General features: G+C 61.8%; 19 protein-coding genes and 1 pseudogene. 14 read left to right on the top strand and 6 right to left on the bottom strand.

Going from position 1 to position 23,658, the window contains the following annotated elements:
- Positions 1-4: 4 nt before the first annotated feature.
- Positions 5-1,255 (bottom strand): annotated as a pseudogene (locus tag DKK66_RS14005) (PAS domain-containing methyl-accepting chemotaxis protein); the annotation flags it as partial.
- Between the two features lie 453 nt (positions 1,256-1,708).
- Complete coding sequence (locus DKK66_RS14000; RefSeq protein WP_045845275.1) at positions 1,709-2,542, bottom strand: SDR family oxidoreductase; 834 nt, start codon at positions 2,540-2,542, stop codon at positions 1,709-1,711.
- Between the two features lie 162 nt (positions 2,543-2,704).
- Between DKK66_RS14000 and DKK66_RS13995 the strand changes: the two genes are divergently transcribed.
- From DKK66_RS13995 to DKK66_RS13980, 4 genes are read left to right on the top strand one after another with little or no spacing between them, the layout of a single operon-like run.
- The gene (locus tag DKK66_RS13995) at positions 2,705-2,938 is read left to right on the top strand and encodes an exodeoxyribonuclease VII small subunit (protein ID WP_045845349.1); all 234 of its coding nucleotides are present in this window, start codon (positions 2,705-2,707) and stop codon (positions 2,936-2,938) included.
- A complete protein-coding gene (locus DKK66_RS13990; RefSeq protein WP_131359159.1) occupies positions 2,928-3,824 on the top strand; it encodes a polyprenyl synthetase family protein in 897 nt (298 codons plus the stop codon). The genes DKK66_RS13995 and DKK66_RS13990 overlap by 11 nt, the downstream gene beginning before the upstream one ends.
- Before the next feature lie 16 nt (positions 3,825-3,840).
- Positions 3,841-5,691, top strand: coding sequence for a 1-deoxy-D-xylulose-5-phosphate synthase (dxs, locus tag DKK66_RS13985; RefSeq protein ID WP_131359156.1), 1,851 nt, complete (start codon positions 3,841-3,843; stop codon positions 5,689-5,691).
- A gap of 21 nt (positions 5,692-5,712) precedes the next feature.
- A complete protein-coding gene (locus tag DKK66_RS13980; RefSeq protein ID WP_131359153.1) occupies positions 5,713-7,005 on the top strand; it encodes an MgtC/SapB family protein in 1,293 nt (430 codons plus the stop codon).
- On the opposite strand, the gene DKK66_RS13975 is transcribed toward DKK66_RS13980, so the two are convergent.
- The gene (locus tag DKK66_RS13975) at positions 7,002-7,676 is read right to left on the bottom strand and encodes a methyltransferase (RefSeq protein ID WP_131359150.1); all 675 of its coding nucleotides are present in this window, start codon (positions 7,674-7,676) and stop codon (positions 7,002-7,004) included. The genes DKK66_RS13980 and DKK66_RS13975 overlap by 4 nt on opposite strands.
- A 234-nt stretch (positions 7,677-7,910) precedes the next feature.
- On the bottom strand, positions 7,911-8,705 hold the full coding sequence (locus DKK66_RS13970; protein WP_131359147.1) for an alpha/beta fold hydrolase: 795 nt from the start codon (positions 8,703-8,705) through the stop codon (positions 7,911-7,913).
- Positions 8,706-8,869: 164 nt separating this feature from the next.
- Here DKK66_RS13970 and dsbD point away from each other — a divergent pair, with 164 nt between their 5' ends.
- The 3 genes from dsbD to DKK66_RS13955 all read left to right on the top strand — a co-directional run bounded on the left by dsbD (position 8,870) and on the right by DKK66_RS13955 (position 13,562).
- Entirely contained in the window at positions 8,870-10,654 is a 1,785-nt protein-coding gene (dsbD, locus tag DKK66_RS13965; protein WP_131359145.1) for a protein-disulfide reductase DsbD, read from the top strand.
- 264 nt (positions 10,655-10,918) lie between these two features.
- Positions 10,919-12,316 (top strand): methyl-accepting chemotaxis protein, encoded by a 1,398-nt coding sequence (locus DKK66_RS13960; protein WP_165494179.1) that lies wholly within the window; start codon positions 10,919-10,921, stop codon positions 12,314-12,316.
- A gap of 133 nt (positions 12,317-12,449) precedes the next feature.
- Positions 12,450-13,562 carry an AI-2E family transporter gene (locus DKK66_RS13955; protein WP_131359139.1) on the top strand — a complete coding sequence of 371 codons (1,113 nt, stop codon included), beginning with the start codon at positions 12,450-12,452 and terminating at the stop codon, positions 13,560-13,562.
- 73 nt (positions 13,563-13,635) lie between these two features.
- On the opposite strand, the gene DKK66_RS13950 is transcribed toward DKK66_RS13955, so the two are convergent.
- Complete coding sequence (locus DKK66_RS13950; RefSeq protein ID WP_131359136.1) at positions 13,636-14,823, bottom strand: acetyl-CoA C-acyltransferase; 1,188 nt, start codon at positions 14,821-14,823, stop codon at positions 13,636-13,638.
- A gap of 35 nt (positions 14,824-14,858) precedes the next feature.
- The gene (locus DKK66_RS13945; protein ID WP_045845282.1) at positions 14,859-15,251 is read right to left on the bottom strand and encodes a MerR family DNA-binding transcriptional regulator; all 393 of its coding nucleotides are present in this window, start codon (positions 15,249-15,251) and stop codon (positions 14,859-14,861) included.
- 144 nt (positions 15,252-15,395) lie between these two features.
- Between DKK66_RS13945 and DKK66_RS13940 the strand changes: the two genes are divergently transcribed.
- The 7 genes from DKK66_RS13940 (at position 15,396) to DKK66_RS13910 (ending at position 23,634) form a co-directional block, all read left to right on the top strand.
- On the top strand, positions 15,396-16,247 hold the full coding sequence (locus tag DKK66_RS13940) for a 3-hydroxybutyryl-CoA dehydrogenase (protein ID WP_131359133.1): 852 nt from the start codon (positions 15,396-15,398) through the stop codon (positions 16,245-16,247).
- A gap of 45 nt (positions 16,248-16,292) precedes the next feature.
- A complete protein-coding gene (locus tag DKK66_RS13935; protein WP_131359128.1) occupies positions 16,293-17,795 on the top strand; it encodes a CoA-acylating methylmalonate-semialdehyde dehydrogenase in 1,503 nt (500 codons plus the stop codon).
- A 100-nt stretch (positions 17,796-17,895) separates the two neighbouring features.
- Positions 17,896-19,056: an acyl-CoA dehydrogenase family protein gene (locus DKK66_RS13930; RefSeq protein ID WP_131359125.1), complete on the top strand. Its 1,161-nt coding sequence runs from the start codon at positions 17,896-17,898 to the stop codon at positions 19,054-19,056.
- Between the two features lie 487 nt (positions 19,057-19,543).
- Positions 19,544-20,326 (top strand): enoyl-CoA hydratase, encoded by a 783-nt coding sequence (locus DKK66_RS13925; RefSeq protein ID WP_062790491.1) that lies wholly within the window; start codon positions 19,544-19,546, stop codon positions 20,324-20,326.
- Between the two features lie 11 nt (positions 20,327-20,337).
- The gene (locus DKK66_RS13920) at positions 20,338-21,459 is read left to right on the top strand and encodes an enoyl-CoA hydratase/isomerase family protein (RefSeq protein WP_131359121.1); all 1,122 of its coding nucleotides are present in this window, start codon (positions 20,338-20,340) and stop codon (positions 21,457-21,459) included.
- A 24-nt stretch (positions 21,460-21,483) separates the two neighbouring features.
- Positions 21,484-22,374 carry a 3-hydroxyisobutyrate dehydrogenase gene (mmsB, locus tag DKK66_RS13915; RefSeq protein WP_131359118.1) on the top strand — a complete coding sequence of 297 codons (891 nt, stop codon included), beginning with the start codon at positions 21,484-21,486 and terminating at the stop codon, positions 22,372-22,374.
- A 168-nt stretch (positions 22,375-22,542) separates the two neighbouring features.
- Entirely contained in the window at positions 22,543-23,634 is a 1,092-nt protein-coding gene (locus DKK66_RS13910) for a polyamine ABC transporter substrate-binding protein (RefSeq protein ID WP_131359115.1), read from the top strand.
- The last annotated feature ends 24 nt before the right edge of the window (positions 23,635-23,658 follow it).

Here is a 23,658-nt window from a genome sequence, read left to right as displayed (position 1 = left end):
GGAATCAGCCTGCCTGTACGCCCTTGTCCAGCGCCATTTGCTGGATGGCAGTGACCACCGAATCCGCACCCTGGCGGATCTGGTTGATGACATCGCCCACCTTGTTGACCTGATCGACACTGCCTTCCACCAGGGTCTTGATCTGGTCCATATTGTTCACCGCAGTACCGGTCTGGTTCTGGATGGCGGTAACCATGCCGGAAATTTCTGCAGTGGACAGCGAGGTGCGCTCGGCCAGCTTGCGCACTTCGTCCGCCACCACGGCAAAGCCACGGCCGGTTTCACCGGCGCGGGCGGCTTCGATGGCGGCATTCAGGGCCAGCAGATTGGTTTGGTCGGCAATGTCCTTGATGGTTTGCACGATGGTGCCGATTTGCTGGGAGTGCTTGCCCAGTGACTGCACGCTTTGGGCGGCAGTGGCAATTTCGTTGGCCATGTTTTCGATATTGCTGACGCTGTCGCTGATGTTGTTGACGCCTTCTTCTGCCCAGTGACGGGTTTGCTGCGAGGTGTTGAAGGCAAACAAGGCGCTGTCGCGTTCCTGTTTCTGGGTCTGCACATTGGTGGTGATGTCGGTGGCAAACTTGATGACGGATACCACCTTGCCGCTTTCATCAAACACCGGGTTGTAGCTGGCTTCCAGCCAGCGCTCGCTGCCATCCCTGGCAATGCGTTTGATCTGGCCGGAGAAAAAGTGGCCGCTGCGCAGTTGGTCCCACAGCTGGGCGTATTCCCGGCTATTGGCAAACTCTGGCGAACACAGTCGGCGGTGGGGCTGGCCGATCAATTCCGACTCCTGATAGCCCATGACCTTGAGGAAGTTCTGATTGACCTTGGTGATGGTGCCATCCAGGGTGAATTCGATACTGGCCATCACCCGGTTCACCGCATCCAGCACCGCCCGGTTGCGCGAGGCTTCTTGCACGCGCTGGGTGATGTCGGTAGCAAACTTGATAAAGCCGGTGATTTTGCCGCTGGCATCCTTGATCGGGTTATAGGTGGCCTCAAGCCACACCTCGTCGCCATTGCTGCGCAGGCGCTTGACCCGGCCGATGAAGGGCTTGCCTTCGCGCAGCGATTGCCAGAATGCCTGGTAAGCTGGCGACCCGGCATAACCGGGTTCACAGAAGGCGCGGTGGTTCATGCCTGACAAGCTGGATGCGCTATAACCCATCACCTGTTGAAACAAGGCGTTGGACTCCACCACATTGGCATTCAAATCGAATGTGACGCTGGCGGTAGAGGCATGGATGGCATCCAGTATCGCTTTTTGCTGATCCAGCATGGCTGCTTGCTGGTCAATTTTTTCATGCAGTTTTTTATTAAACATTCACTACCCCCGATGGCTGCTTTTATTAATAAATCGTTAAAGCAATAGCGCAAGCATGGGTATAAGTATAACCACGCATTCATTACAGTAAAGAATTTTCAGGGGAAAGTTTTGGGTTGAAGATGAAGGGCGGAATTAAGGCAGCACTTGCGCTACTTTTAAAGTATTTACAAATAAAACAATTCAACATTAGTTGTAGCATCGCAAGCGATACTTTATTCAAAAACAGAAGTTTTATTGCCGATTGAAGCCGTAGTACTGGCAAAACATGGCGGCAAGCGTAAATACCACCAGCCATGCATGCCTCATCTCTGGGCGATATTCACCAGATACCCGTCGTGCCGTCAGGCCGCTCCTGCCAGCGGCCCTTGCACAGAGTTACACCGCCTTGCGCAGCGCCCAGTCAAAAGCGCGGGTGGACAGCACGCGGCGTAGCACCCAGAACACCTTGGTGGGCTTGGTAACGCGATAGCGCGCCCTGGGGCGGCTGGCGTTGACCGCCTGCCATACCGCCTCGCCCACCGCGGTGGCGGGCAGGGTGAACGGCGCGGCGTGGCCTTCTTTTTTCAGGCGCACCAGCTGGGCTTCGTATTCCTCGCGGTGCACGCTGCCAGCCACATCCACATTCTGCAAGAAGCGTTGCAGGGCATTGGGGCGGAAGCGGCTTTCAATCGGCCCCGGCTCCACCAGCGAGACAAAAATGCCGGTGCCGTGCAGCTCCTGTCGCAGGGTGTCGCACATGCCTTCCATGGCGAACTTGCTGGCGTTGTAGGCACCACGCCAGCGCATGGCGGCAAAACCCAGGATGGAGCTGTTATAAATGATGCGGCCATGGCCCTGGGCACGCATGACGGGCAGCACGGCGTTGGTAAGTTCCCACGGGCCGAACAGATTGGTTTCGAACTGCTCGCGCATGGCTTGGCGGTGGATGTCTTCCACCGCGCCGGGCTGACCGAAACCTGCATTGTTGAACAGGGCATCCAGCCGCCCGCCGGTCTGCGCCAGCACGGTTTGCAGAGCGCGGTGGATGGAGGCGCTGTCGGTGACATCCAGTTGCAGGCTTTCCAGCCCTTCGGCCTGCAGCCGGGCTACGTCCTCGGCACGGCGGCAGCTGGCAAACACGCGCCAGCCACGCTGGGCGAACAGTTTTGCCGTGTGGTAACCAATGCCGCTGGAGCAGCCGGTAATCAGAATGCAGGGGGGGTGGGACACGTCACAACCTCGTCAAAATCAGGCAAACAGGCGGAACCCTACACCATACGACGGGCATTGTTGAAGCAGTTTCCTGCCCCTTGCCGCGCAGACAAAAATATCGTGTTGCCGTGGAAATGGAATAAAATGGCCGACTACCGATTTTGCGACAAGGAAAACGCCATGGCGAAATCCGCCAAAGCCCCGGCCAGCTTTGAAACCGCGCTGGCCCAGCTGGAGGACATCATCCAGGCGATGGAAGGCGGCGATGTGCCGCTGGAGACTGCACTTGCGTCCTACAAGCAAGGCGTGGAGCTGATCAAGTTCTGCCAGGGCAAATTGTCCGACGCCGAGCAGCAATTGAAAATTCTGGAAAACGACGAACTCAAACCGCTGGACCTCAGTAATGGCCAATGAATCCTTCATCGGCTGGATGACGCAGATCCAGCAAACCATGGAAACCGCCCTCGCCCGCTTTCTACCCTCGGCAGACACCTTGCCGCAGCGCCTGCATCAGGCCATGCGCTATGCCACGCTGGAAGGCGGCAAGCGGGTGCGCCCGCTGCTGGCCTTTGCCGCAGGTGAGCTGAGCGGTGCCAGCGCAGAAAACCTGGCACGCGTGGCGGCGGCGGTGGAGATGATCCACGCCTATTCGCTGGTCCACGACGACCTGCCCTGCATGGACGACGATGTGCTGCGCCGTGGCAAGCCCACCTGCCATGTGGAGTTCGACGAAGCCACCGCCCTGTTGGTGGGTGATGCGCTGCAAACCCTGGCATTCGAGCTGATTGCCACCCCGATGGAAGGTGTCAGCCCGGCCAGCCAGCTGGCCATGTGCCACACGCTGGCACGTGCTTCCGGTCACGGCGGCATGGCCGGTGGCCAGGCGATTGACCTGGCCAGCGTGGGCCAGACGCTGAACCTGCCCGAGCTGGAATTCATGCACATGCTGAAGACCGGTGCGCTGATTCGCGCTGCCGTGCTGCTGGGTGCAATGGCAGGCCAGCCTCTGTCGGCCAAACAGACCGAACAGCTGGACATTTTTGCCAAGCGCATTGGTCTGGCCTTTCAGGTGGTGGATGACGTGCTGGATTGCGAAGCCGACACCGCCACGCTGGGCAAGACCGCCGGCAAGGATGCCGCCAATGACAAGCCTACTTATGTCAGCCTGATGGGCCTGGCCGAGGCCAAGCAATTTGCCCGCGAATTGCGCGAACAGGCCTTTGCCGCGCTGGAAGACTTTGGCCCGGCTGCCGACAGACTGAAACAACTGGCCGACTACATCGTGGCCCGCTCGTTTTAACCGCAGAAGAACAACAATGACTCCGCTGCTCGACACCATTCATCAGCCCTCCGACCTGCGTGCGCTGGGCCGCCAGCAACTGCCGCAACTGGCGACGGAACTGCGCGAATTCCTGGTCGATACGGTCAGCAAGACCGGTGGCCATTTTGCCTCCAACCTGGGCAGCATCGAGCTGACCATCGCCCTGCACTACGTGTTCAACACCCCGGACGACCGTCTGGTGTGGGACGTGGGCCACCAGACTTACCCGCACAAAATCCTCACCGGACGCCGTGAGCGCATGGGCAGCATGCGCCAGAAAGGCGGGCTGGCGGGCTTCCCCAAGCGCGAAGAATCGCCTTACGACACCTTTGGCGTGGGCCATTCGTCCACCTCCATCGGTGCGGCGCTGGGCATGGCGGCCGCCGCCAAGCTGCAAGGGCTGGACCGCAAGTGCGTGGCCATCATCGGTGATGGTGCCATGACTGCCGGTCAGGCTTTCGAGGCGCTGAACAACGCCGGGGCGATGGATACCGATTTGCTGGTGATCCTCAACGACAACGACATGTCGATTTCGCCCAATGTCGGTGCGCTGAACAATTATCTGGCCAAGCTGATGTCCGGCCGCTTCTACGCCGCCATGCGCGAGGGCTCCAGCAAGGTGCTGGGCATGGCCCCGCCCTTGAAAGAAATTGCCAGCAAGGTGGAAGAGCACGTGAAGGGCTTCTTCACGCCGGGTACGCTGTTCGAGGAATTCGGCTTCAACTACATCGGCCCCATCGACGGGCACGATCTGGACGTGCTGGTGGATACGCTGAAGAACATCCGCAGCCTGAAAGGGCCGCAGTTCCTGCATATCGTCACCAAGAAGGGCCACGGCTACAAACTGGCCGAGAACGACCCGGTGAAATACCACGGCGTCACCAAGTTCGACCCGGCCAATGGCCTGGCCGGTGGCAAGAGTGGTGGCAAGCCGCAATACACCCAGGTGTTTGGCGACTGGATTTGCGACATGGCCAAGCTGGACAAGCGTCTGGTGGGCATCACCCCGGCCATGCGCGAGGGTTCCGGCCTGGTGCGTTTCGAGAAGGAACACCCGGACCGCTACTTCGACGTGGCGATTGCCGAGCAGCACGCCGTCACCTTTGCTGCTGGTCTCGCCTGTGATGGCGCCAAGCCGGTGGTGGCGATTTACTCCACCTTCCTGCAGCGCGGTTACGACCAGCTGATCCACGATGTGGCACTGCAAAACCTGCCGGTACTGTTTGCCATCGACCGCGCCGGTCTGGTGGGTGCCGACGGGCCCACCCATGCGGGTGCCTTCGACATTTCCTTCCTGCGCTGCATTCCCAACATGACAGTGCTGGCTCCGTCCGACGAAAACGAATGCCGCCAGCTGCTGTACACCGCCTTCTGCATGGACAGCCCCACCGCCGTGCGCTACCCGCGTGGCGTCGGCCCCGGCGTGGAAATCCAGCAGGAAATGACTGCCCTGCCGCTAGGCAAGGGTGTGCTGCGCCGTAGTGGCAAGGGCAAGGTGGCGATTCTGGCTTTTGGCAGCATGGTGACCCCGGCGCTGGCCGCGGCCGAGGCACTGGATGCATCAGTCGCCGACATGCGTTTTGTCAAACCGCTGGATACCGGGCTGATCCGCCAGCTGGCCGAACAGCATGACTACATTGTCACCGTGGAAGAAAACGTGGTGATGGGCGGTGCAGGCTCCGGCTGTCTGGAAGCCATGCAGGCCATGGGCATCATCAAGCCTGCCTTGCTGCTGGGCCTGCCGGACGACTATGTTGAACATGGCGACCCGGCGGTATTGCTGGCCGATTGCGGCCTGAACGCTGCCGGGATTGAAGCGAGCATCCGTAACTGGTTGCCCCAGTAAAAAACAATAAGGGGTGGAGTCATGGGTAGTTTTGATCTGGCAACCTGGCTCAACCTCAAAGGCAGCCCTTTCGAGGCGCTGCCGCTGTTTGTCACCAGTCTGGCCATCGGCCTGCTGATGGGGGTGGAGCGCGAACGCAAGCACCACACCCTGGCAGGCATCCGCACCTTTCCGCTCACCGCCATTTTCGGCACCCTGGCCGCCATGCTGGATGCCCCCGCGCATGGCGTGCTGTTGCAAGCCATCGGCCTGCTGGCGGTGGCCTCCTTCGGCTTTCTGCCGGAACGCTGCGCCGACAGCGACAAGACCGAACCGCGTACCACCACCGTGGCGTCCTTGCTGGTCATCTACTGCCTGGGCGCGCTGATCTGGCACGGCTATGGCGGCGTTGCCGTGGCAGTGGGCATTGTCGCTACCGCCCTGCTCTACCTCAAGCCCGAGCTCTCCGGCCTCACCCACAAGCTGGAGCGGCGCGACCTGCTGTCGCTGCTGCAGTTTGCCGCGCTGTCCTTCATCGTATTGCCACTGTTACCCAACCGCACCTTCGGCCCCTATCAAGCGGTGAACCCGCATCAGGTGTGGCTGATGGTGACGCTGATCGTGGGCATCAGCCTGTCCGGCTATCTGGCAGTGAAGTTACTGGGCCAGCGCGTGGGCGGCCCCTTGCTGGGCATTCTGGGCGGGCTGGTTTCCTCCACCGCCACCAGCCTGATCTACGCCCGCGAGGCACGCGCCAATCCGCTGTCGCTAAACCTGGGCACGGCCGTCATCCTGCTGGCCAATCTGGTGCTGTTCGTGCGGCTGATGGTGCTGGCTGCGGTGGTGCAAACCAGTGTGTTGCCCGCGGCGGCATGGGTGCTGCTGCCCGGCCTGCTGTGCGGGCTGAGCGCCGCCCTGTGGCAGCTGCGCCAGCACAATAACGGCCAGCCGCAGCCGGAGCTGCAACTGAGCAACCCCTCGGAAATGAAGCTGGCGCTGGGCTTTGGTGCCATGTTTGCGCTGGTGATGTTTTGCGCCGCCTGGCTGAATGCCGAGTTCGGCAGCAAGGGCGTGTATGTGGTGGCACTGATTTCCGGCCTGAACGATGTGGACGCCATCTCGCTCACTGCTTTCAACCTGTTTGGCGAAAACCGGCTGGACGGCCAGCAAGTGGCCACCACGCTGGTGCTGGCGATTACTGCCAACAATGTGTTCAAGTTCAGCCTGATCGCCAGCCTGGGCGGCAGTGCGCTGGCACGCCGCTGCCTGCCCACCCTGCTGGCGGCCAGCGGCGGCATGCTGGCCGGGCTGCTGGTGCTCGGCTGGCGGACCTAGTGCGCCAATGCGCGCTGGCGCTGATGCGACAGGCGCACGATGCATCCCTTGTAGGCCTCGCCGCTTTCCATCTTTTGCGGTGCACGCTGGCTGTCATGTCCATAGCCCAGTGCCGCCATTTCCCGGCAGAAACCGGCGCGGTTGCCGCGGTCCGGGTCCACGATGATGACTTCTGCACCGGGCGCGGCATGGCGATCGATAAAATGAGCCAGTTGGCCGGGCTGTTGCCGCTCGTACAGCACGTCACTGCCGATGATCAGGTCGAACTGCCCCAGTTCCGGATTGCTGCCACCCCAGTCACCGGCGTGATATTGCAGTGGTGACAAGTGGTTGAGCAGCAGGTTTTCCCGCAGGAAATCCGGGCTGCGCGGGTGCCAGTCACTGACGGTGACATCCCCGTGACGGCGATGTACCACCATGCTGGCCAAGGCCAGACCGGCACCGATTTCCAGCACGCGCAAACCCCGCAGCGGTTCGCTGCTCATCAGCAAGGCCAGCACGCGGGCAGAGGGCCACAGCAAGCCGAACAAGGGCCAGCTGGCCGGTGAAATGCCACGCTGTTCGGCTTCGCCCAGCGGGTCGGAATATTGCTGGGAATCCAGCAGGGAACGGACAAGATAATCGGTGCCATCAACGGACACCGTTTGTTGCTTGGTCAGATAGCCGGGCATGCCGGGACGCCTTTACAGGGATTGAAGCGGGGTTGCACTGCGAGGAAACGTTCTGATCGAACGGGCAGGCGCTTCAGAAAGACAGTCGGGCAAGAAGAAGCTGCGGGGACGAAAAGGCAGTCGGACACCACACCCCCGTCTAGGCGGCATGGCAAAAACTGCGCCTAGGGAAACACAGCATGCGCCGGCCGCGACTGGATCTTGTGCAGTGCATGATTCCTGCGCGGCAGGCAGCTAGCCACCTCCCAGCAGGCCGGGCAGCAGTTGCAGGATGGTCTGCGCCGTCTGCTGTGGCGCCTCCAGCGGAAACAGGTGGCTGCCGGTCACTGCATGCAGCTGCATGCCAAAGTGGCGCTGTGCGTAGCGCAGGTCGGATGGCCGCACCACATCATGGCGGCTGGCGGCGACAAAGGCGGTTGGCACGGTCAGTTGACCGCGATACCGCGGGAAATCATGCGGTAGGCCGCAGTAAATCCGGTGTTCAATCTGCGGACGAAAGCGCAAGCGCCGCCCACCCTGGCCGTCGTCTTCGCTGCCATGCAAGGCATAGTCGGCCAGACAGTCCGGGTCGAAACGGGCAAAGGCCGGTTTGCGGGCAAAGTAGTCGTGCATCATTTCCACGCTGGCCCAGCTGTCGCGCCGCCCCAGGGTATTGCCACCAGGGGTGATGCGGGAGATCAGGCCCAGTTTCTTGGCCAGCCAGATCAGCGCCGCACGGCGCGGCCCCATCAGGGGTGAGTCCAGAATCACCAGTGCCTTGAACAGCTGTGGTGCGCGGATAGCGGCATAAAACAGCAGATAGCCGCCCAGCGAATGGCCGACACCAATCACCGGCTGGCCATAGCGGCTGAGCACGGCAATGGTTTCGTCCACCAGATGCGGCCAGCAGTCCGTCACCGGATACTGCGGGTCATGGCCGATGCAATCCAGCCAGCCCAGCTGGTAGTGCTGGCCCAGTGCGCGCAGCAGCTTGCCGTATACCGGCGCGGGAAAGCTGTTGGCGTGGGCAAAATGAATGATGTCCTGCATGATGTGGTGTTGCGCCCATTTTGATTTGTTATGCGTCGATACTACCGTAAAATGGCGCTTTGCCAGCCGCCGAGACCAGGCAAACCGCTTGCGGCCACCAGCCGGCACGGAACCGGCGGGCCCCTTGCTGGTCAACCCTTGCATCTTCCAGATAACGCACCATCATGCCGCACTCCCTGTTACGCCTGTTGTCCCCCTTGTGGCGCCTGCTTGCGCTGCTTGGCCTGAGCACTGCCGCACTGGCGGTGAACCAGGCAGACCTGCTGCCACCGGAAAAAGCCTTTGCCGTCAGCGTGGAACGCCAGCCAGACCACCTGCTGCTGCAACTGAAGGTGGCGGACAACTATTACGTCTACCGTGACCGCCTGAGTTTCAGCACCGAACCGGCTGGCTTGCTGGGCAGCCCGGCCTTGCCGCCCGGCCAGACCAAGCAGGACGCCTTTTTTGGCCAGCAGGTGATTTACCATGGCCAACAGTTGATCAAGCTGCCGCTGCATGCCGGTGCACCGGCCAGTTTCAAGCTGAACGTGAAACTGCAAGGCTGCTCCACCGCCGGCGTCTGCTACCCGCCCTACACCCATCATCTGGACATCAATGCCTACGGCAGTGCCAGCAATGGCAGCAGCAGCTGGCTGGCAGATGCCACGCCGGGAAAGCCGGCGGGTAGTGGCGGCAATCTGGCGGCCAAGGGCTGGCTGGCCACGCTGGGCAGCTTTCTATTGGCCGGAATCGGCATGGCCTTCACTGCCTGCATGTATCCGCTGCTACCCATCGTGTCCTCGCTGATTGCCGGTGAAGGCCAGCACATCACCCGCCAGCGCGGCTTCTGGCTGTCACTGACTTATGTACAGGGACTGGCACTCACCTACACGGTGATCGGCATCATCGCCGGGCTCACCGGTTCGCTGCTCACCGTCTGGTTGCAACAGCCTGCCGTCATCCTCAGCGCCAGCGTGCTGATGGTGGTGTTTGCCCTGTCCATGTTCGACCTCTACACCATCCAGCTGCCTTCGGCACTGCAATCTCGGCTGGCCAATGCCTCCAACCGCCTGTCCGGCGGCAAGCTGGCCACGGTGTTTGCCATGGGTGCGCTGTCGGCGCTGATCATCGGCCCATGCGTGGCCCCGCCGCTGGCACTGGCGCTGGGCTATATCGGCAGCACCGGCGACGCCGTGCTGGGTGGTGCGGCGCTGTATGCAATGGCGCTGGGGCTGGGTTTGCCGCTGATCCTGATCGGCACGTTTGGCGGCCACGTGCTGCCTCGCGCCGGTGGCTGGATGAAGGCGGTGAAATCTGCCTTTGGCGTGCTGATGCTGGCGCTGGCCATCTGGATGGCCACACCCTTCCTGCCTGCCATGCTGGTACTGCTGCTGTGGGCGGTGCTGTGCGTGGGCTGTGCCGTGTTCCTGAAGGCATTTGAAACCCTGCCGGGAAATGCCCACATCAGCCACAAGCTGGGCAAGGGCCTGGGCCTGCTGCTGTTCCTGGTGGGTGCGGCGCAGCTGGCCGGGGCGCTGGCCGGGGAAACCGACCCACGCTATCCGCTGAAATGGCTGGCAGGCAACAAGGCACAAGCCGGCATCAGCCAGCAGCCGGTGTTTGCCCCGGTCAGCAGCACGGCCGAGCTGGACAGCAAACTGGCCGAAGCCCGCGCCAGCGGCAAACCGCTGCTGCTGGATTTTTATGCCGACTGGTGTGTGTCGTGCAAGGAGATGGAAAGCGAGACCTTTCCCGACGCCGCCGTCAGTCCGCTGATGCAGCGCTTCGTATTGCTGCGGGCGGATGTCACGGCCAACCTGCCGCAACATCAGGCCCTGCTCAAGCGCTTTGGTCTGTTCGGCCCTCCGGGCATCATCCTGTTTGACCCGGCGGGTCAGGAAAAAGGCCGGGTGATCGGCTTTACCCCGGCTGCCGATTTTGCCCGCCAACTGCAAAACATGTTGCAGTAACCCAAACGTCATTAACATTCGTCATCATCATTCTCGCTAATATCGAGGATCAGTACGGACACGGCCTGAATCGTGTTCCTACTGATCCTGTTTTGCGTGCTATTCTGATAGCATTGTGCAGTGCAAAATTTTGGGTCGTACTGACAGGCCATGCCAGCAACTTGCGTGCCGCAAATCAAACCGCAGATGAATGTTGGGGGAATGATGGGTCTCATGTTTTGGGTGAAGAGTGATCGGCCCGTAGCGACCGGGCCGCAAGATGCCGTGTCGGAAGATACCTTGCGCCGCACCGTTACCGCGCTGGCCGAGCGCGTTGGCCGGCTGGGCATTGAATCGGTGGAAATTGATGGCCGGGTGGACACGGTGCATGCGCGCGCCACCAGCCGCACGGAGAAAATGGCATCGATGGTCGAGGCGGTACATTCGCTGTCCGGGGCCAACACCCGTATCGGCGATGCGGCCGAATCCGCCCACAAAAATGCCACCGAGGCGGCCACCTGCATGGAAGAAACCCGTGCCACCGTCAAAGTGGCACTGGATGCCATTCTTGAGCTGGTGGACGGTGTTGGCCAGATCGAAGCCAAGCTGCCGGAAATCCTCACCTCGCTGGAACATGTCTCCCAGGTTTCCAAAACCGTCAACGATGTCGCCAAGCAAACCAATCTGCTGGCGCTGAATGCGTCCATCGAGGCGGCCCGCGCCGGCGAGGCCGGTCGCGGTTTTGCCGTGGTGGCAGATAACGTCAAGAACCTGTCAGCCCAGACCGAGGGCGCGGTGCAAATGATTCAGGCCACGCTCAGTGCGCTCAGCAGCCAGGTGGATTCGCTGATTGCCAACAGCCGCGCCGCCTCACAGGTTGCCCAGGCAGCGCGTTCCGGCACGGGCGAGATTGGTTCGGCCGTCACCCGCATTGACCAGATCAGCAAGGACCTGGCCCAGGTCAAGCAATCGGTGGCCGGGATTGTGGAAGAAGCGGTAGGTAACCGCGAACACTGCCGTCATATTGAAGAAGAAATCCGGGTTGTGGCGGAAACCACGCGGGAATCACTGAAGGATATCGAAGTCATCAAGGGCCATACCGCTTCACTGCTGAACATGAGCGAGGATCTGGTCTCGCTGACTTCCGAAGCCGGCATCAAGACGGTGGACACACCGTTTATCGAGAAAATCGTGGCGTCGGCCAAACAGGTGTCCACACTGTTTGAAGATGCGGTGCAACGCGGCGAAATTTCCATCAATGACCTGTTCGATACCCAGTACCAGCAAGTACCGGATATCACGCCACCGCACTACCTGACGCGCCACACCGATTTCTGCGCCCGCCATCTGGGGCCGCTGTGCAATGAAATTGTCGACTCCTCGCCCGACATCATCGCCTGCACACCGGGCGACATGAACAATTACTACCCCATCATCAACCGGGAATTTGCCAAACCGCCCACCGCTGACCCGGTATGGAATGCAGCCAACTCCCGCGCCAGAACGCGCCAGCTGGACCGCACCTCGCTCAACCAGATGAAGACCAAGAAGCCCTTTCTGGTCCAGACCTACCGCCGCAATATGGGTGGTGGCCGCTTTGACCTGATGAAAAACTATTCGGCCCCCATCGTGGTTCAGGGCCGGCAGTGGGGCGTGCTGCGCATCATGGTCAAGGTGAGATAAACGGGCCGGATAACCCGGCCAACAGGGTTTCCCGCGTTGCGCTGGCTTGAAGTTGGCGGGTTGATCCATTAACGTGTCACACCATCGGGCAGGCTTTGTGCCTGCCTTTTTCACTCAGACTCCGGATTTCCTCATGCCGCCCAAACCCTTTCCCAGCATCAGTGTGATGGCCGTGTTGCGCATCGCAGTGATGGGCCTGCTCATCCTGTCCTGCCTCAAGGTCATTCAGCCGTTTCTGGGTGCGCTGACCTGGGCCGCCATCATTGCCATTTCCGCCTGGCCGCTGTTTACCCGGCTGCGCCTGCGGCTCAATGGCCGCGCCAAGCTGGCAGCGGTCATCATTGTGGGTGCGCTGTCGCTGACGCTGGCCATTCCCATCGGCCTGATGGCGCTGACGCTGGCCGATACCATTCCGCAGCTGGCGTCCATGTCGCGTGACCTCACCAGCATTCACCTGCCCGATGCCCCGGCCTGGGTCAACACCCTGCCGCTGGTGGGCGAGTCGCTGCACAAGTTCTGGATGAGTGTGCAACTGGACCTGCCGGGCTTTATCGACAAAATCCGCCCGGCCATCAACAAGGCCGCCTTGTGGGCACTGGAAAGCGGGGCTTCGGCCAGCCTGAGCATGCTGGAAATCGTGCTGGCCATCGTGATTGCCGGCCTGTTGCTGATCAATGGTGACAAGCTGTGGGACGCTGCCGAACTGGCCATCAGCAAGCTGGGCGGCGCCACGGCAGACGAATTGCCCGAGGTGATTGCGCGTACCATCCGCAGCGTCACCACCGGAGTGGTGGGCACGGCACTGGCGCAAACCGTGCTGTGCGTGATCGGCCTGTTGATTGCCGGGGTGCCCGGTGCACTGGTGCTGGGTTTCCTGTGTTTTATCGTGGCGGTAGCGCAGCTGCCCACGCTGATCATCTGGCTGCCGGCTGCCGGCTGGGTGTTTTACTCGGGTGAGACCGGCATGGGCATTTTCCTGGTTGCATGGGGCTTCTTGCTGGTCAATACCATCGACAACGTGCTCAAACCGCTGCTGATCAGCCAGGGCGCACAAATGCCCTTGTCCATCATTTTCATGGGGGTGATTGGCGGCCTGCTGGCCTGGGGCCTGCTGGGCCTGTTCATCGGCCCTACCCTGCTGGCCGTGGGCTTTACCCTGTTCCGCCACTGGCTGCGGCCGGAGGATTACCCGGAGCAAACCGAGGAGTCCGAGCCGCCGTGTGATGTACAGGAAGAGCGTCGCTAAGCCAACTTGGCTAGCGGTGTGCTCCCATGAAAAAAGCGCCCTGCAGGGCGCTTTTTTGTTGCACGGGCTGTAGTTACAACAGTTCCAGCGCCACCGCCGTGGCCTCGCCACCGCCAATGCACAGGCTGGCCACGCCGCGTTTGCCGCCATGCTGACGCAGGGCGGACAGCAGGGTCACCATCACCCGCGCACCCGAAGCGCCAATCGGGTGGCCCAGTGCACAGGCCCCGCCATGCACGTTTACCTTGTCATGCGGCAAGCCCAGCTCCTGCATGGCCGCCATAGTCACCACGGCAAAGGCTTCGTTGATTTCAAACAGGTCGACATCGCCCACCGTCCAGCCGGTCCTGGCCAACAGCTTGCGCATGGCCCCCACCGGCGCGGTGGTGAACAGGCCAGGCTCCTGCGCGTGAGTGGCATGCGCAACCAAACGGGCCAGCGGCTTGAGCCCGCGACGGGCGGCTTCGCTGGCCGTCATCAACACCAGCGCGGCGGCACCATCGGAAATGGAGCTGGAATTGGCCGCTGTCACCGTGCCGTCCTTGCGAAAAGCCGGTTTCAGGCTGGCAATCTTGTCGAGCCGGGCCTTGAGCGGCTGCTCGTCAATTTCCATGGCTTGTGTACCGGTCTTGCCCTCCACCAGCACCGGGGTGATTTCCTCGCGGAAGCGGCCCTCGGCAATGGCTTGCTGGGCGCGGGTGAGCGAGGCGATGGCAAAGGCGTCCTGTGCTTCACGGCTGAAGCCGTAATCACCGGCACAGTTTTCGGCAAACACGCCCATCAGCTTGCCCTTGTCGTAGGCATCTTCCAGCCCGTCGAGGAACATGTGGTCCTTGATTTCGCCATGCCCCAGCCGCAGGCCGCCACGCGCCTTGGGAATCAGATAGGGCGAATTGCTCATGCTCTCCATGCCACCGGCCACCATCACGCTGGCCGAGCCCGCCAATAGCAGGTCGTGCGCCAGCATGGCGGCTTTCATGCCGGAGCCACACATCTTGTTGATGGTGGTGCAACCGGCCGCCAGCGGCAGTCCGGCTCCCAGCGCAGCCTGGCGGGCCGGGGCCTGGCCCTGGCCGGCGGGCAGCACACAGCCCATGATCACCTCGTCGACATCCTCGGCAGCCACACCAGCCCGCTCTACGGCGGCGCGAATGGCAGCTGCACCCAGCTGGCTGGCCGTCTGGCTGGCAAACATGCCCTGAAAGCCGCCCATGGCGGTACGGGCCATACCAACAATCACAATCGATTCTTGCTGTTGCATCTGTCTGTTCCTTCCTGAATGGCTTGCTTGCCCGGCTACGGTGTTGATGCTGCCTGTTTGCCCAGTGCCTTCTCGCACTGGCTGCGGATCTGGCTGATTTCCCCCATCACCACGCGGATATCGTCCAGCTGTTCCTGCAATTGCTGTTCCTTGCGGCTGAGGATGCGGATAAATTCGCGCAGCTGCGGTTCGTCGTTGCTGGCTGCATCGTACAAATCGAACAGCTCGCGGATTTCCAGCAAGGACAGGCCGATGCGCTTGCCACGCAGAATCAGCATCAGCCGCACCCGGTCGCGCCGGGTATAGATGCGGCGCTGGCCATCGCGCTGCGGCTCCAGCAGCCCCTGGTCTTCGTAAAAGCGGATGGTGCGCGTGGTGACGTCAAATTCCTGCGCCAGCTGGCTGATACTGTAGGTCACGCCTTGCATGCCTGTTCCCCTGTTGTTGTTTTGGCCCTGCCCTTTGCCTGCTGGCAGCAGACAGCCGTGTTTTGATCCCCGATGCCAGATTGTTGATTGACGTTGACGTAAACGTCAAGTTATTGTGATAAAAACAACGCAGGAGAACAGCACATGACAACACAAAAAATCGGCGTGGTTGGCGCAGGCACCATGGGCAACGGCATTGCCCAGGTGTTTGCCATGCATGGCTTTGAAGTCCGGCTGGCCGATGTCAGCGAGGCCGCCCTGCACAAGGGCCTGGCCGCCATTGGCAACAGCCTGGCACGCATGGCGAAGAAAGGCAGCATTGCCGAAGCCGACATCGCTGGCATTCTGGCGCGCATCCACCCCACCACCCGGCTGGCCGAGCTGGCCGACCGTGATCTGGTCGTCGAAGCCGCTACCGAAAACCCGGCCATCAAGGAGTCCATCTTCCGCGAACTGGGCAGCGTGGTGCGGGCAGACGCCATTCTGGCATCCAATACCTCGTCCATTTCGCTCACCCGCATTGCCGCCTGGGTGCCACAGCCGGAACGCGTGGTGGGCATGCACTTTATGAACCCGGTGCCCTTGATGCAGCTGGTGGAAATCATCCGCGCCATCCAGACCGCCGATCACACTTACCAGAAGGTATTCGAACTGGCGGTAGCGCTGGGCAAGACCCCGGTGACGGTGAAGGACGGGCCGGGCTTTGTCTCCAACCGCATCCTGATGCCGATGATCAACGAAGCCGCCTTTGCCCTGTTCGAAAACCTGGCCACGGCGGAAGACATCGACACCGTGATGAAGCTGGGCATGAACCACCCCATCGGCCCGCTGGCACTGGCCGACCTGATTGGCCTGGATACCTGCCTGTCCATCATGGACATCCTTTATACCGAATTCCGTGACAGCAAATACCGCGCCTGCCCGCTACTGGCACAGCTGGTAGCGGCCGGGCATCTGGGTCGCAAGAGCGGCAAGGGTTTTTATCACTACGACTGACATACCAAGACGGCACACAAGCCGCCAAGCACAGGAGAGTTGCAGATGAAACAGGCTGTTCCCAGCGTCAAGCTGCTGATCAACGGTGAATTCGTCGAATCGCAGAGCCAAGAGTGGCGCGACATCATCAACCCGGCCACGCAAGAAGTGCTGGCACGGGTCCCCATGGCCACTGCCGGGGAAGTCGAGGCCGCGGTCGCCAGCGCCAAAACGGCCTTCGCCAGCTGGAAGAAAACCCCCATCGGCACCCGCGCACGGATTTTCCTCAAGTACCAGCTGTTGATCCGCGAACACATGAAGGAACTGGCCGCCCTGCTGACGGCGGAACAGGGCAAAACCCTGGCCGATGCCGAGGGCGATATCTTCCGTGGTCTGGAAGTGGTGGAACACGCCGCCAGCATTGGCAATCTGCAACTGGGCGAATACGCCGAAAACGTGGCCGGAGGCGTGGATACCTATACCGTGCAACAGCCACTGGGCGTATGTGCCGGCATCACCCCCTTCAACTTCCCGGCGATGATTCCGCTGTGGATGTTCCCGATGGCCATTGCCACCGGCAATACCTTTGTGCTGAAACCATCCGAGCAGGACCCGATGGTGACCATGCGGCTGGTGGAACTGGCCTTGCAGGCTGGCATCCCGGCGGGCGTGCTGAATGTGGTGCATGGCGGCGAAGCAGTGGTAAATGCCATTTGCGACCACCCGGACATCAAGGCCATCTCCTTTGTCGGCTCCAGCCGCGTCGGCACCCACGTTTACAACCGCGCCAGCCTGGCCGGCAAACGGGTGCAATGCATGATGGGCGCGAAGAACCACGCCATCGTGCTGCCGGACGCCAACAAGGAACAGGCGCTGAACCAGCTGACCGGCGCGGCATTCGGCGCAGCAGGCCAGCGCTGCATGGCCTTGAGCGTGGCGGTACTGGTGGGCGAAGCGCGCAGCTGGATTCCCGATCTGGTGGCCAAGGCCAAGTCCCTGCGCGTGGGCGCAGGCAAGGACAACCCGGACCTGGGCCCGCTGATTTCCTGCGCTGCCCGCGAACGGGTGACTGGCCTGATCAAGCAAGGCGTGGCCGAAGGCGCGGTGCTGGAGCTGGATGGCCGGGAAGTACAAGTGGATGGCTACCCGGAGGGCAACTTTGTCGGTCCCACCATTTTCTCTGGCGTCACCACCGCCATGGCCATTTACCGGCAGGAAATCTTTGGCCCGGTGCTGTGCCTGCTGGGTGTGGACACGCTGGATGAGGCCATTGCCATCATCAATGCCAACCCCAATGGCAACGGCACTGCCATCTTCACCCAGAGTGGGGCTGCCGCACGGCGCTTCCAGGAGGACATCGATGTCGGTCAGGTCGGCATCAATGTGCCGATTCCGGTGCCGGTGCCGCTGTTCAGCTTTACCGGCTCGCGCGGCTCCAAACTGGGCGACCTCGGCCCTTACGGCAAGCAGGTGATCCTGTTCTACACCCAGACCAAAACCGTCACCAGCCGCTGGTTCGACGACGAGGCCAGCAGCGGCAAGGTGCACACCACCATTTCGCTGCGCTGAGTTGCACTGATCAAGGCAGACCGATTCACGTCAGATAAAACAAGACAGCAGCAGGCCGCCATCCCCCACCGGCCCGGCTGCTGCAAGAGGAGAAACCGACATGGACTTTGCACTCAACGAACAGCAACTGGCCTTCCAGGACAGCGCGCGCGACTTTGCCAGCAGCCGCCTGGCCCCGTTCGCTGCCGAATGGGACCTGGAAGAAACCTTCCCGCTCGCCACCATCCGCGAAGCCGGTGACATGGGCTTTCTCGGCCTGTACACCCCGGAAAGCCACGGCGGGCTGGGCCTGTCGCGGCTGGATTCGGCCATCGTGTTTGAAGAACTGGCCGCCGGCTGCACCTCCACCGCCGCTTATCTCACCATCCACAATATGGTGAGCTGGATGATTGCCAGCTTCGGCAGCGCCACGCTGGCCGGGGAATGGGTGCCGCGCATGGTGAGCGGCGAAGTGCTAGGCAGCTACTGTCTGACCGAGCCGGGTGCCGGCTCCGATGCCGCCTCGCTCAAGACCCGCGCCGAGAAAAAGGGTGAAGTCTATGTGCTGAACGGCAGCAAGATGTTCATCTCCGGCGCAGGCAGCACCGATGTGCTGGTGGTGATGGCCCGTACCGGCGGCCCCGGCCCCAAAGGCGTGTCGGCCTTTGTGGTGCCCGCCAACGCACCCGGCGTGCAGTATGGCAAGAAGGAAAAGAAAATGGGCTGGAACAGCCAGCCCACCCGCGCCACCACCTTCGACAATGTGGAAATTCCGGCAGGCAACCTGCTGGGCGAGGAAGGCATGGGCTTTGCCTATGCCATGAAGGGGCTGGATGGCGGCCGCATCAATATCGCCACCTGCGCCGTCGGCACTGCCCAGGCCGCACTGAATGCCGCCCAGCGCTATGTGCAGGAGCGGCAGCAGTTCGGCCAGCCGCTGGCCGACTTCCAGACCGTGCAGTTCCGCCTGGCCGACATGCTGACCGAGCTGGTGGCCGCGCGCCAGATGGTACGTCTGGCGGCATTCAAGCTGGACAGCGGCAGCACCGACGCCAGTGCCTACTGTGCCATGGCCAAGCGCTTTGCCACCGATCTGTCATTCAATGTCGCCAATAATGCCTTGCAGCTGTTTGGCGGCTATGGCTACCTGAAGGACTTCCCGCTGGAACGCCATGTACGCGATGTCCGCGTGCACCAGATTCTGGAAGGCACCAACGAGGTGATGCGCATGATCGTCGCCCGGCAGTTGCTGAAGGACGGCGCGCTGGAGAACCTCCGTTGAGAACCTCCATGCACCCTGTTTGTGTGGTGCATGTTGCAATACAGGATTGATGTTGACGACGCAGCCACGGCCCCATCAAGCCTGCCGCCGGATGGCAGGCCCGAGGTATTAAGAGCTGCTAACAAAACATCGTAGAGAACCCGGGCCAAGGCGCGCCGCCGCAGACAGTACATGGCGTACGGCAAGGCGGCGCAACGCTGGAGCGGGGGTTTTGTTAGCGGGTCGAAGCGGCTGCATGTTTGAGCCCTGCGACACTAGCGCAGGGCGAGTTCAGCCGCGCCTCGGGACTGACAGGATCCGGCGGGCAGCCGCAGGCCAGGCTTGCCGGGGTGGCCTTTAGGGGTGGAGGGGATATTTGGCCACGCAAATATCCCCTCCCTGCCGCCGGGCAGCCCCGGCAAACCAAACCGGCATCCGCGCAGCGGATTCAGGACAGCAAAGATCGTATACAGACTGTAGATACTACTTACCAATGATCGGGAACGCCATGACACATTACGCTCATCTGCAAGTGGAAAAACGCGGCCACACCGCCCAGGTCACCATCGACAACCCGCCGGCCAACACCTGGAACCGCGCCAGCCTGAATGCGCTCAAGCAACTGGTGGCAGACCTGAACGCGGACGACAACATCTACGCACTGGTGATCACCGGCAGCGGCAGCAAGTTCTTCTCCGCCGGGGCCGACCTCAATCTGTTTGCCGACGGCAACAAGCTGGTGGCCACCGAAATGACCATGCTGTTCGGCGAGGCCTTCGAGGCGCTGGCCGCTTTCCGTGGCGTCAGCATTGCCGCCATCAACGGCTATGCCATGGGCGGCGGGCTGGAATGCGCGCTGGCCTGCGACATCCGCATTGCCGAAGTCCAGGCACAAATGGCGCTGCCGGAAGCCGCAGTCGGCCTGCTGCCCTGCGCTGGCGGTACCCAGCAATTGCCGTGGCTGGTGGGTGAAGGCTGGGCCAAGCGCATGATTCTGTGTGGCGAGCGGGTGGATGCCGACACCGCCGAACGCATCGGCCTGGTGGAAGAAGTGGTCGGCCAGGGCCAGGCGCTGGAAGCCGCGCTCAAGCTGGCGGAAAAAGTGGCGCGCCAGTCGCCCTCCTCGGTCAAGGTGTGCAAACAGCTGGTGCAGCGCGCACGCATCGAACCGCCCGGCTATAACCTGATTCACGAGCGCGAGCAGTTCATCAAACTGTTCGATACCGCCGACCAGCAAGAAGGCGTGCAGGCCTTTCTGGCCAAGCGCAGCCCGCAATGGCACAACCGCTGACAGGAGTCGTCATGCCCGATGTTGTCTTGTTTGAAGAACGCCGCTGTGCCGATGGCAAACGCATCGGCATTGCCACCCTCAACAGCGAAAAATCGCTCAATGCGCTGACGCTGGAGATGATCCGCCTGCTGCAAGCCAAGCTTGCCGCCTGGGAAGCTGACTCCGGCATCGCCGCAGTACTGCTGCGCGGTGCTGGCGAAAAGGCCTTCTGCGCCGGTGGCGATGTGCGCGCCCTGCGCGAAGCGCTGCTGAGCGACGACAGCCACCCGCAGCCGCAGGCGCTGGCCTTCTTCCGCGAAGAATACACGCTGGACTACCACATCCACTGCTATGCCAAGCCGCTCATCGTGTGGGGGCATGGCATCGTGATGGGTGGCGGACTGGGCCTGATGGCCGGGGCCAGCCACCGCGTGGCCACCAGCGCCACCCGCATTGCCATGCCGGAAATCACCATCGGCCTGTATCCGGACGTGGCCGGCAGCTGGTTTTTGCAACGCATGCCAGCCCGCGTCGGCCTGTTCCTCGGCCTGACCGGCGCGCCACTGAATGCGCATGATGCGCTGATCTGTAATCTGGCCGACCACGTGCTGGCCAGCGACGCCTGGCCGCAGCTGCTGGAGCAGCTGCAACAGCAATACTGGGATACCGACAGCGCCACCCGCAGCGCCCAGGTTTCCGCCCTGCTCAGCCAGCTGGAACACGCCACGCGCAGCAGCCTGCCAGCGTCCAATGTCGCCCCCAATCTGCTGACCATTCATCAGCTGATGAGCATGGGCGACCTCGCCAGCGTGGCCGATGCCCTGGGCAGCTGGCAGTTCGACGACGACTGGCTGGCCAGTGCGGCCAAAAATTTCCGTCACGGCTGCCCGGTGTCCGCCGCCGTGACCTGGGAAATCTTTCAGCGCGCCCGTCACCTGTCGCTGGCCGAAGCACTGCGCATGGAGCTGATCCTGTCGCTCAACTTCTGCCACAAACCGGACTTCCGCGAAGGCGTGCGCGCGCTGCTGGTGGACAAGGACAGGCAACCGCAATGGCACTACCGCCAGCTGGCCGACATCCCGCAGGCGTGGGTGGACAGCCACTTTGTGGCACCGTGGCCGGCAGAGCAGCACCCTTTGGCCACCTTGCCTTAAGTACAACAAAAGAGGAGAGAGACAATGACACACATCGCCTTCATCGGACTGGGCAATATGGGTGGGCCGATGGCGCTCAATCTGGTGGCCAGGGGGTTTAGCGTCGCCGCTTTCGATTTGTCCGCCGACGCACTGGCCAGGCTGCAAGCCGCCGGTGCCCGTGCCGCCAGCAGCGCGCTGGACGCCGTGCAAGGCGCCAGCGTGGTGATTTCCATGCTGCCGGCCGGCAAGCATGTGCAGGCGCTGTATCTGGGCGAGCAAGGGCTGTTTGCCAGCCTGCCCAAGGGTACGCTGGTGATTGACTGCAGCACCATTGCCGCCAGCGATGCACGCCAGGTGGCCGATGCTGCCACTGCAGCTGGCCTGCGCATGCTGGACGCGCCGGTTTCCGGTGGCACCGCCGGGGCCGCTGCCGGTACGCTTACCTTTATTGTCGGCGGTGACGAGGCCGATCTGGCCGAAGCACGCCCGTTGCTGGAGGCCATGGGCAAGAACATTTTCCACGCTGGTGGCAACGGCGCGGGCCAGACCGCCAAGATCTGCAACAACATGCTGCTGGGCATCCTGATGGCAGGCACCGCCGAGGCGCTGGCGCTGGGGGTGAAGAACGGGCTGGACCCGAAAGTACTGTCGGACATCATGAGCAAGAGCTCCGGCCGCAACTGGGCGCTGGAGCTGTACAACCCCTGGCCCGGCGTGATGGAAACCGCCCCGGCCAGCCGTGGCTACAGCGGCGGCTTCATGACGGCGCTGATGCTCAAAGACCTGGGCCTGGCCGAAACCACCGCGCTGGACAGCCATGCCGCCACACCACTGGGCACGCTGGCGCGCAATCTGTACGAGAACCATGCGGCTGCCGGTAATGGTCAGCTGGATTTTTCCAGCATCCTGCAGTATTTCCATCCGCAAGACTGAATCCGGTTTCTTGTCTGTCCCTGCCCGGCTTTATGCCGGGCTTTTTTGCATCCGGCCTATTCACTCAGGGCAGTTTGGACGGTTGTCATGCGCGTAGCGAAACCATGCCAGACAGCAATAGTCCAAGGTCTTTCATGACGACGTATATAACCGCTCAGGAAACCAGCCATGAAAACCAGAAAACTGCTTGCCTCCGCCCTGTTGCTGGCCGCTGCCAGCCAGGCGTCCAGCGCCGCCGGGGTGCTGAATGTGTATAACTGGTCCGACTACATTGCCAAGGACACCATTCCCGGCTTTGAAAAACAGACCGGCATCAAGGTGCGCTACGACAACTACGACAGCAATGAAACCCTGCAATCCAAGCTGCTGACCGGCAGCTCCGGCTACGACATCGTCACCCCCACCTCGGACTTCATGGCCAAGCAGATTCAGGCCGGGGCCTTCCAGAAGCTGGACAAGAGCAAGCTGCCCAATCTGCGTAATCTGGACCCGGCACTGATGGCCAAGATAGCCGGTGCCGACCCGGGCAATCTGTATGGCGTTCCCTGGGCCTACGGCACCGACGGCCTGGGCTACAACCTGACCAAGGTACAGCCGCTACTGGGCAAGGACGCGCCGCTGGACGACTGGGACAATCTGTTCAACCCGCAAAAAGCGGCAAAACTGAAAGGCTGCGGCATTTCGGTACTGGACGATGCCAAGGCCGTGTTCGCCACCACCCTGCACTATCTGGGCAAACAACCCAACAGCCGCAACCCGGCCGACTATCAGGCGGCCTTCCAGACCCTGCAAAAAATCCGCCCCTATATCAAGCGTTTCAGCTCGTCCGGCTATATCAATGAACTGGCCAATGGCGATATCTGCATGGTACTGGGCTACTCCGGTGACGTGGTGATCGCCAAAACCCGCGCCGCCGAAGCCAAACGCCCCTACCAGCTGGCCTATTACATTCCCCGGACCGGTGCGCCACTGTGGTTTGACGTGATGGTGATTCCCAAGGGAGCCAAGAATGTCGATTCCGCACTGCAGTGGATCAACTACATGCAAACTCCACAGGTGAACGCCGGCATCACCAATACCGTGTTCTACCCCACCGCCAATGCGGCGGCGCGCAAGTTCGTGAAACCGGAGATTGCCAACGACCCGGCCATCTACCCGCCACCAGCCCTCATCAACAAGTTGTTCCTGCTGGAACCGGTACCGGCTGACATCATGCGGCTGCAAAACCGGCTGTGGACACAGCTGAAAACCGGGCGCTGAGGCAAGGTCCAGCAAAACAAAAAG

The sequence above is a fragment of the Aquitalea sp. USM4 genome (assembly GCF_004328945.1).
Classification (GTDB): domain Bacteria; phylum Pseudomonadota; class Gammaproteobacteria; order Burkholderiales; family Chromobacteriaceae; genus Aquitalea; species Aquitalea pelogenes.
Note: the sequence above shows the minus strand (reverse complement) of the source record. Positions and strands in the feature narration are given on the sequence as shown.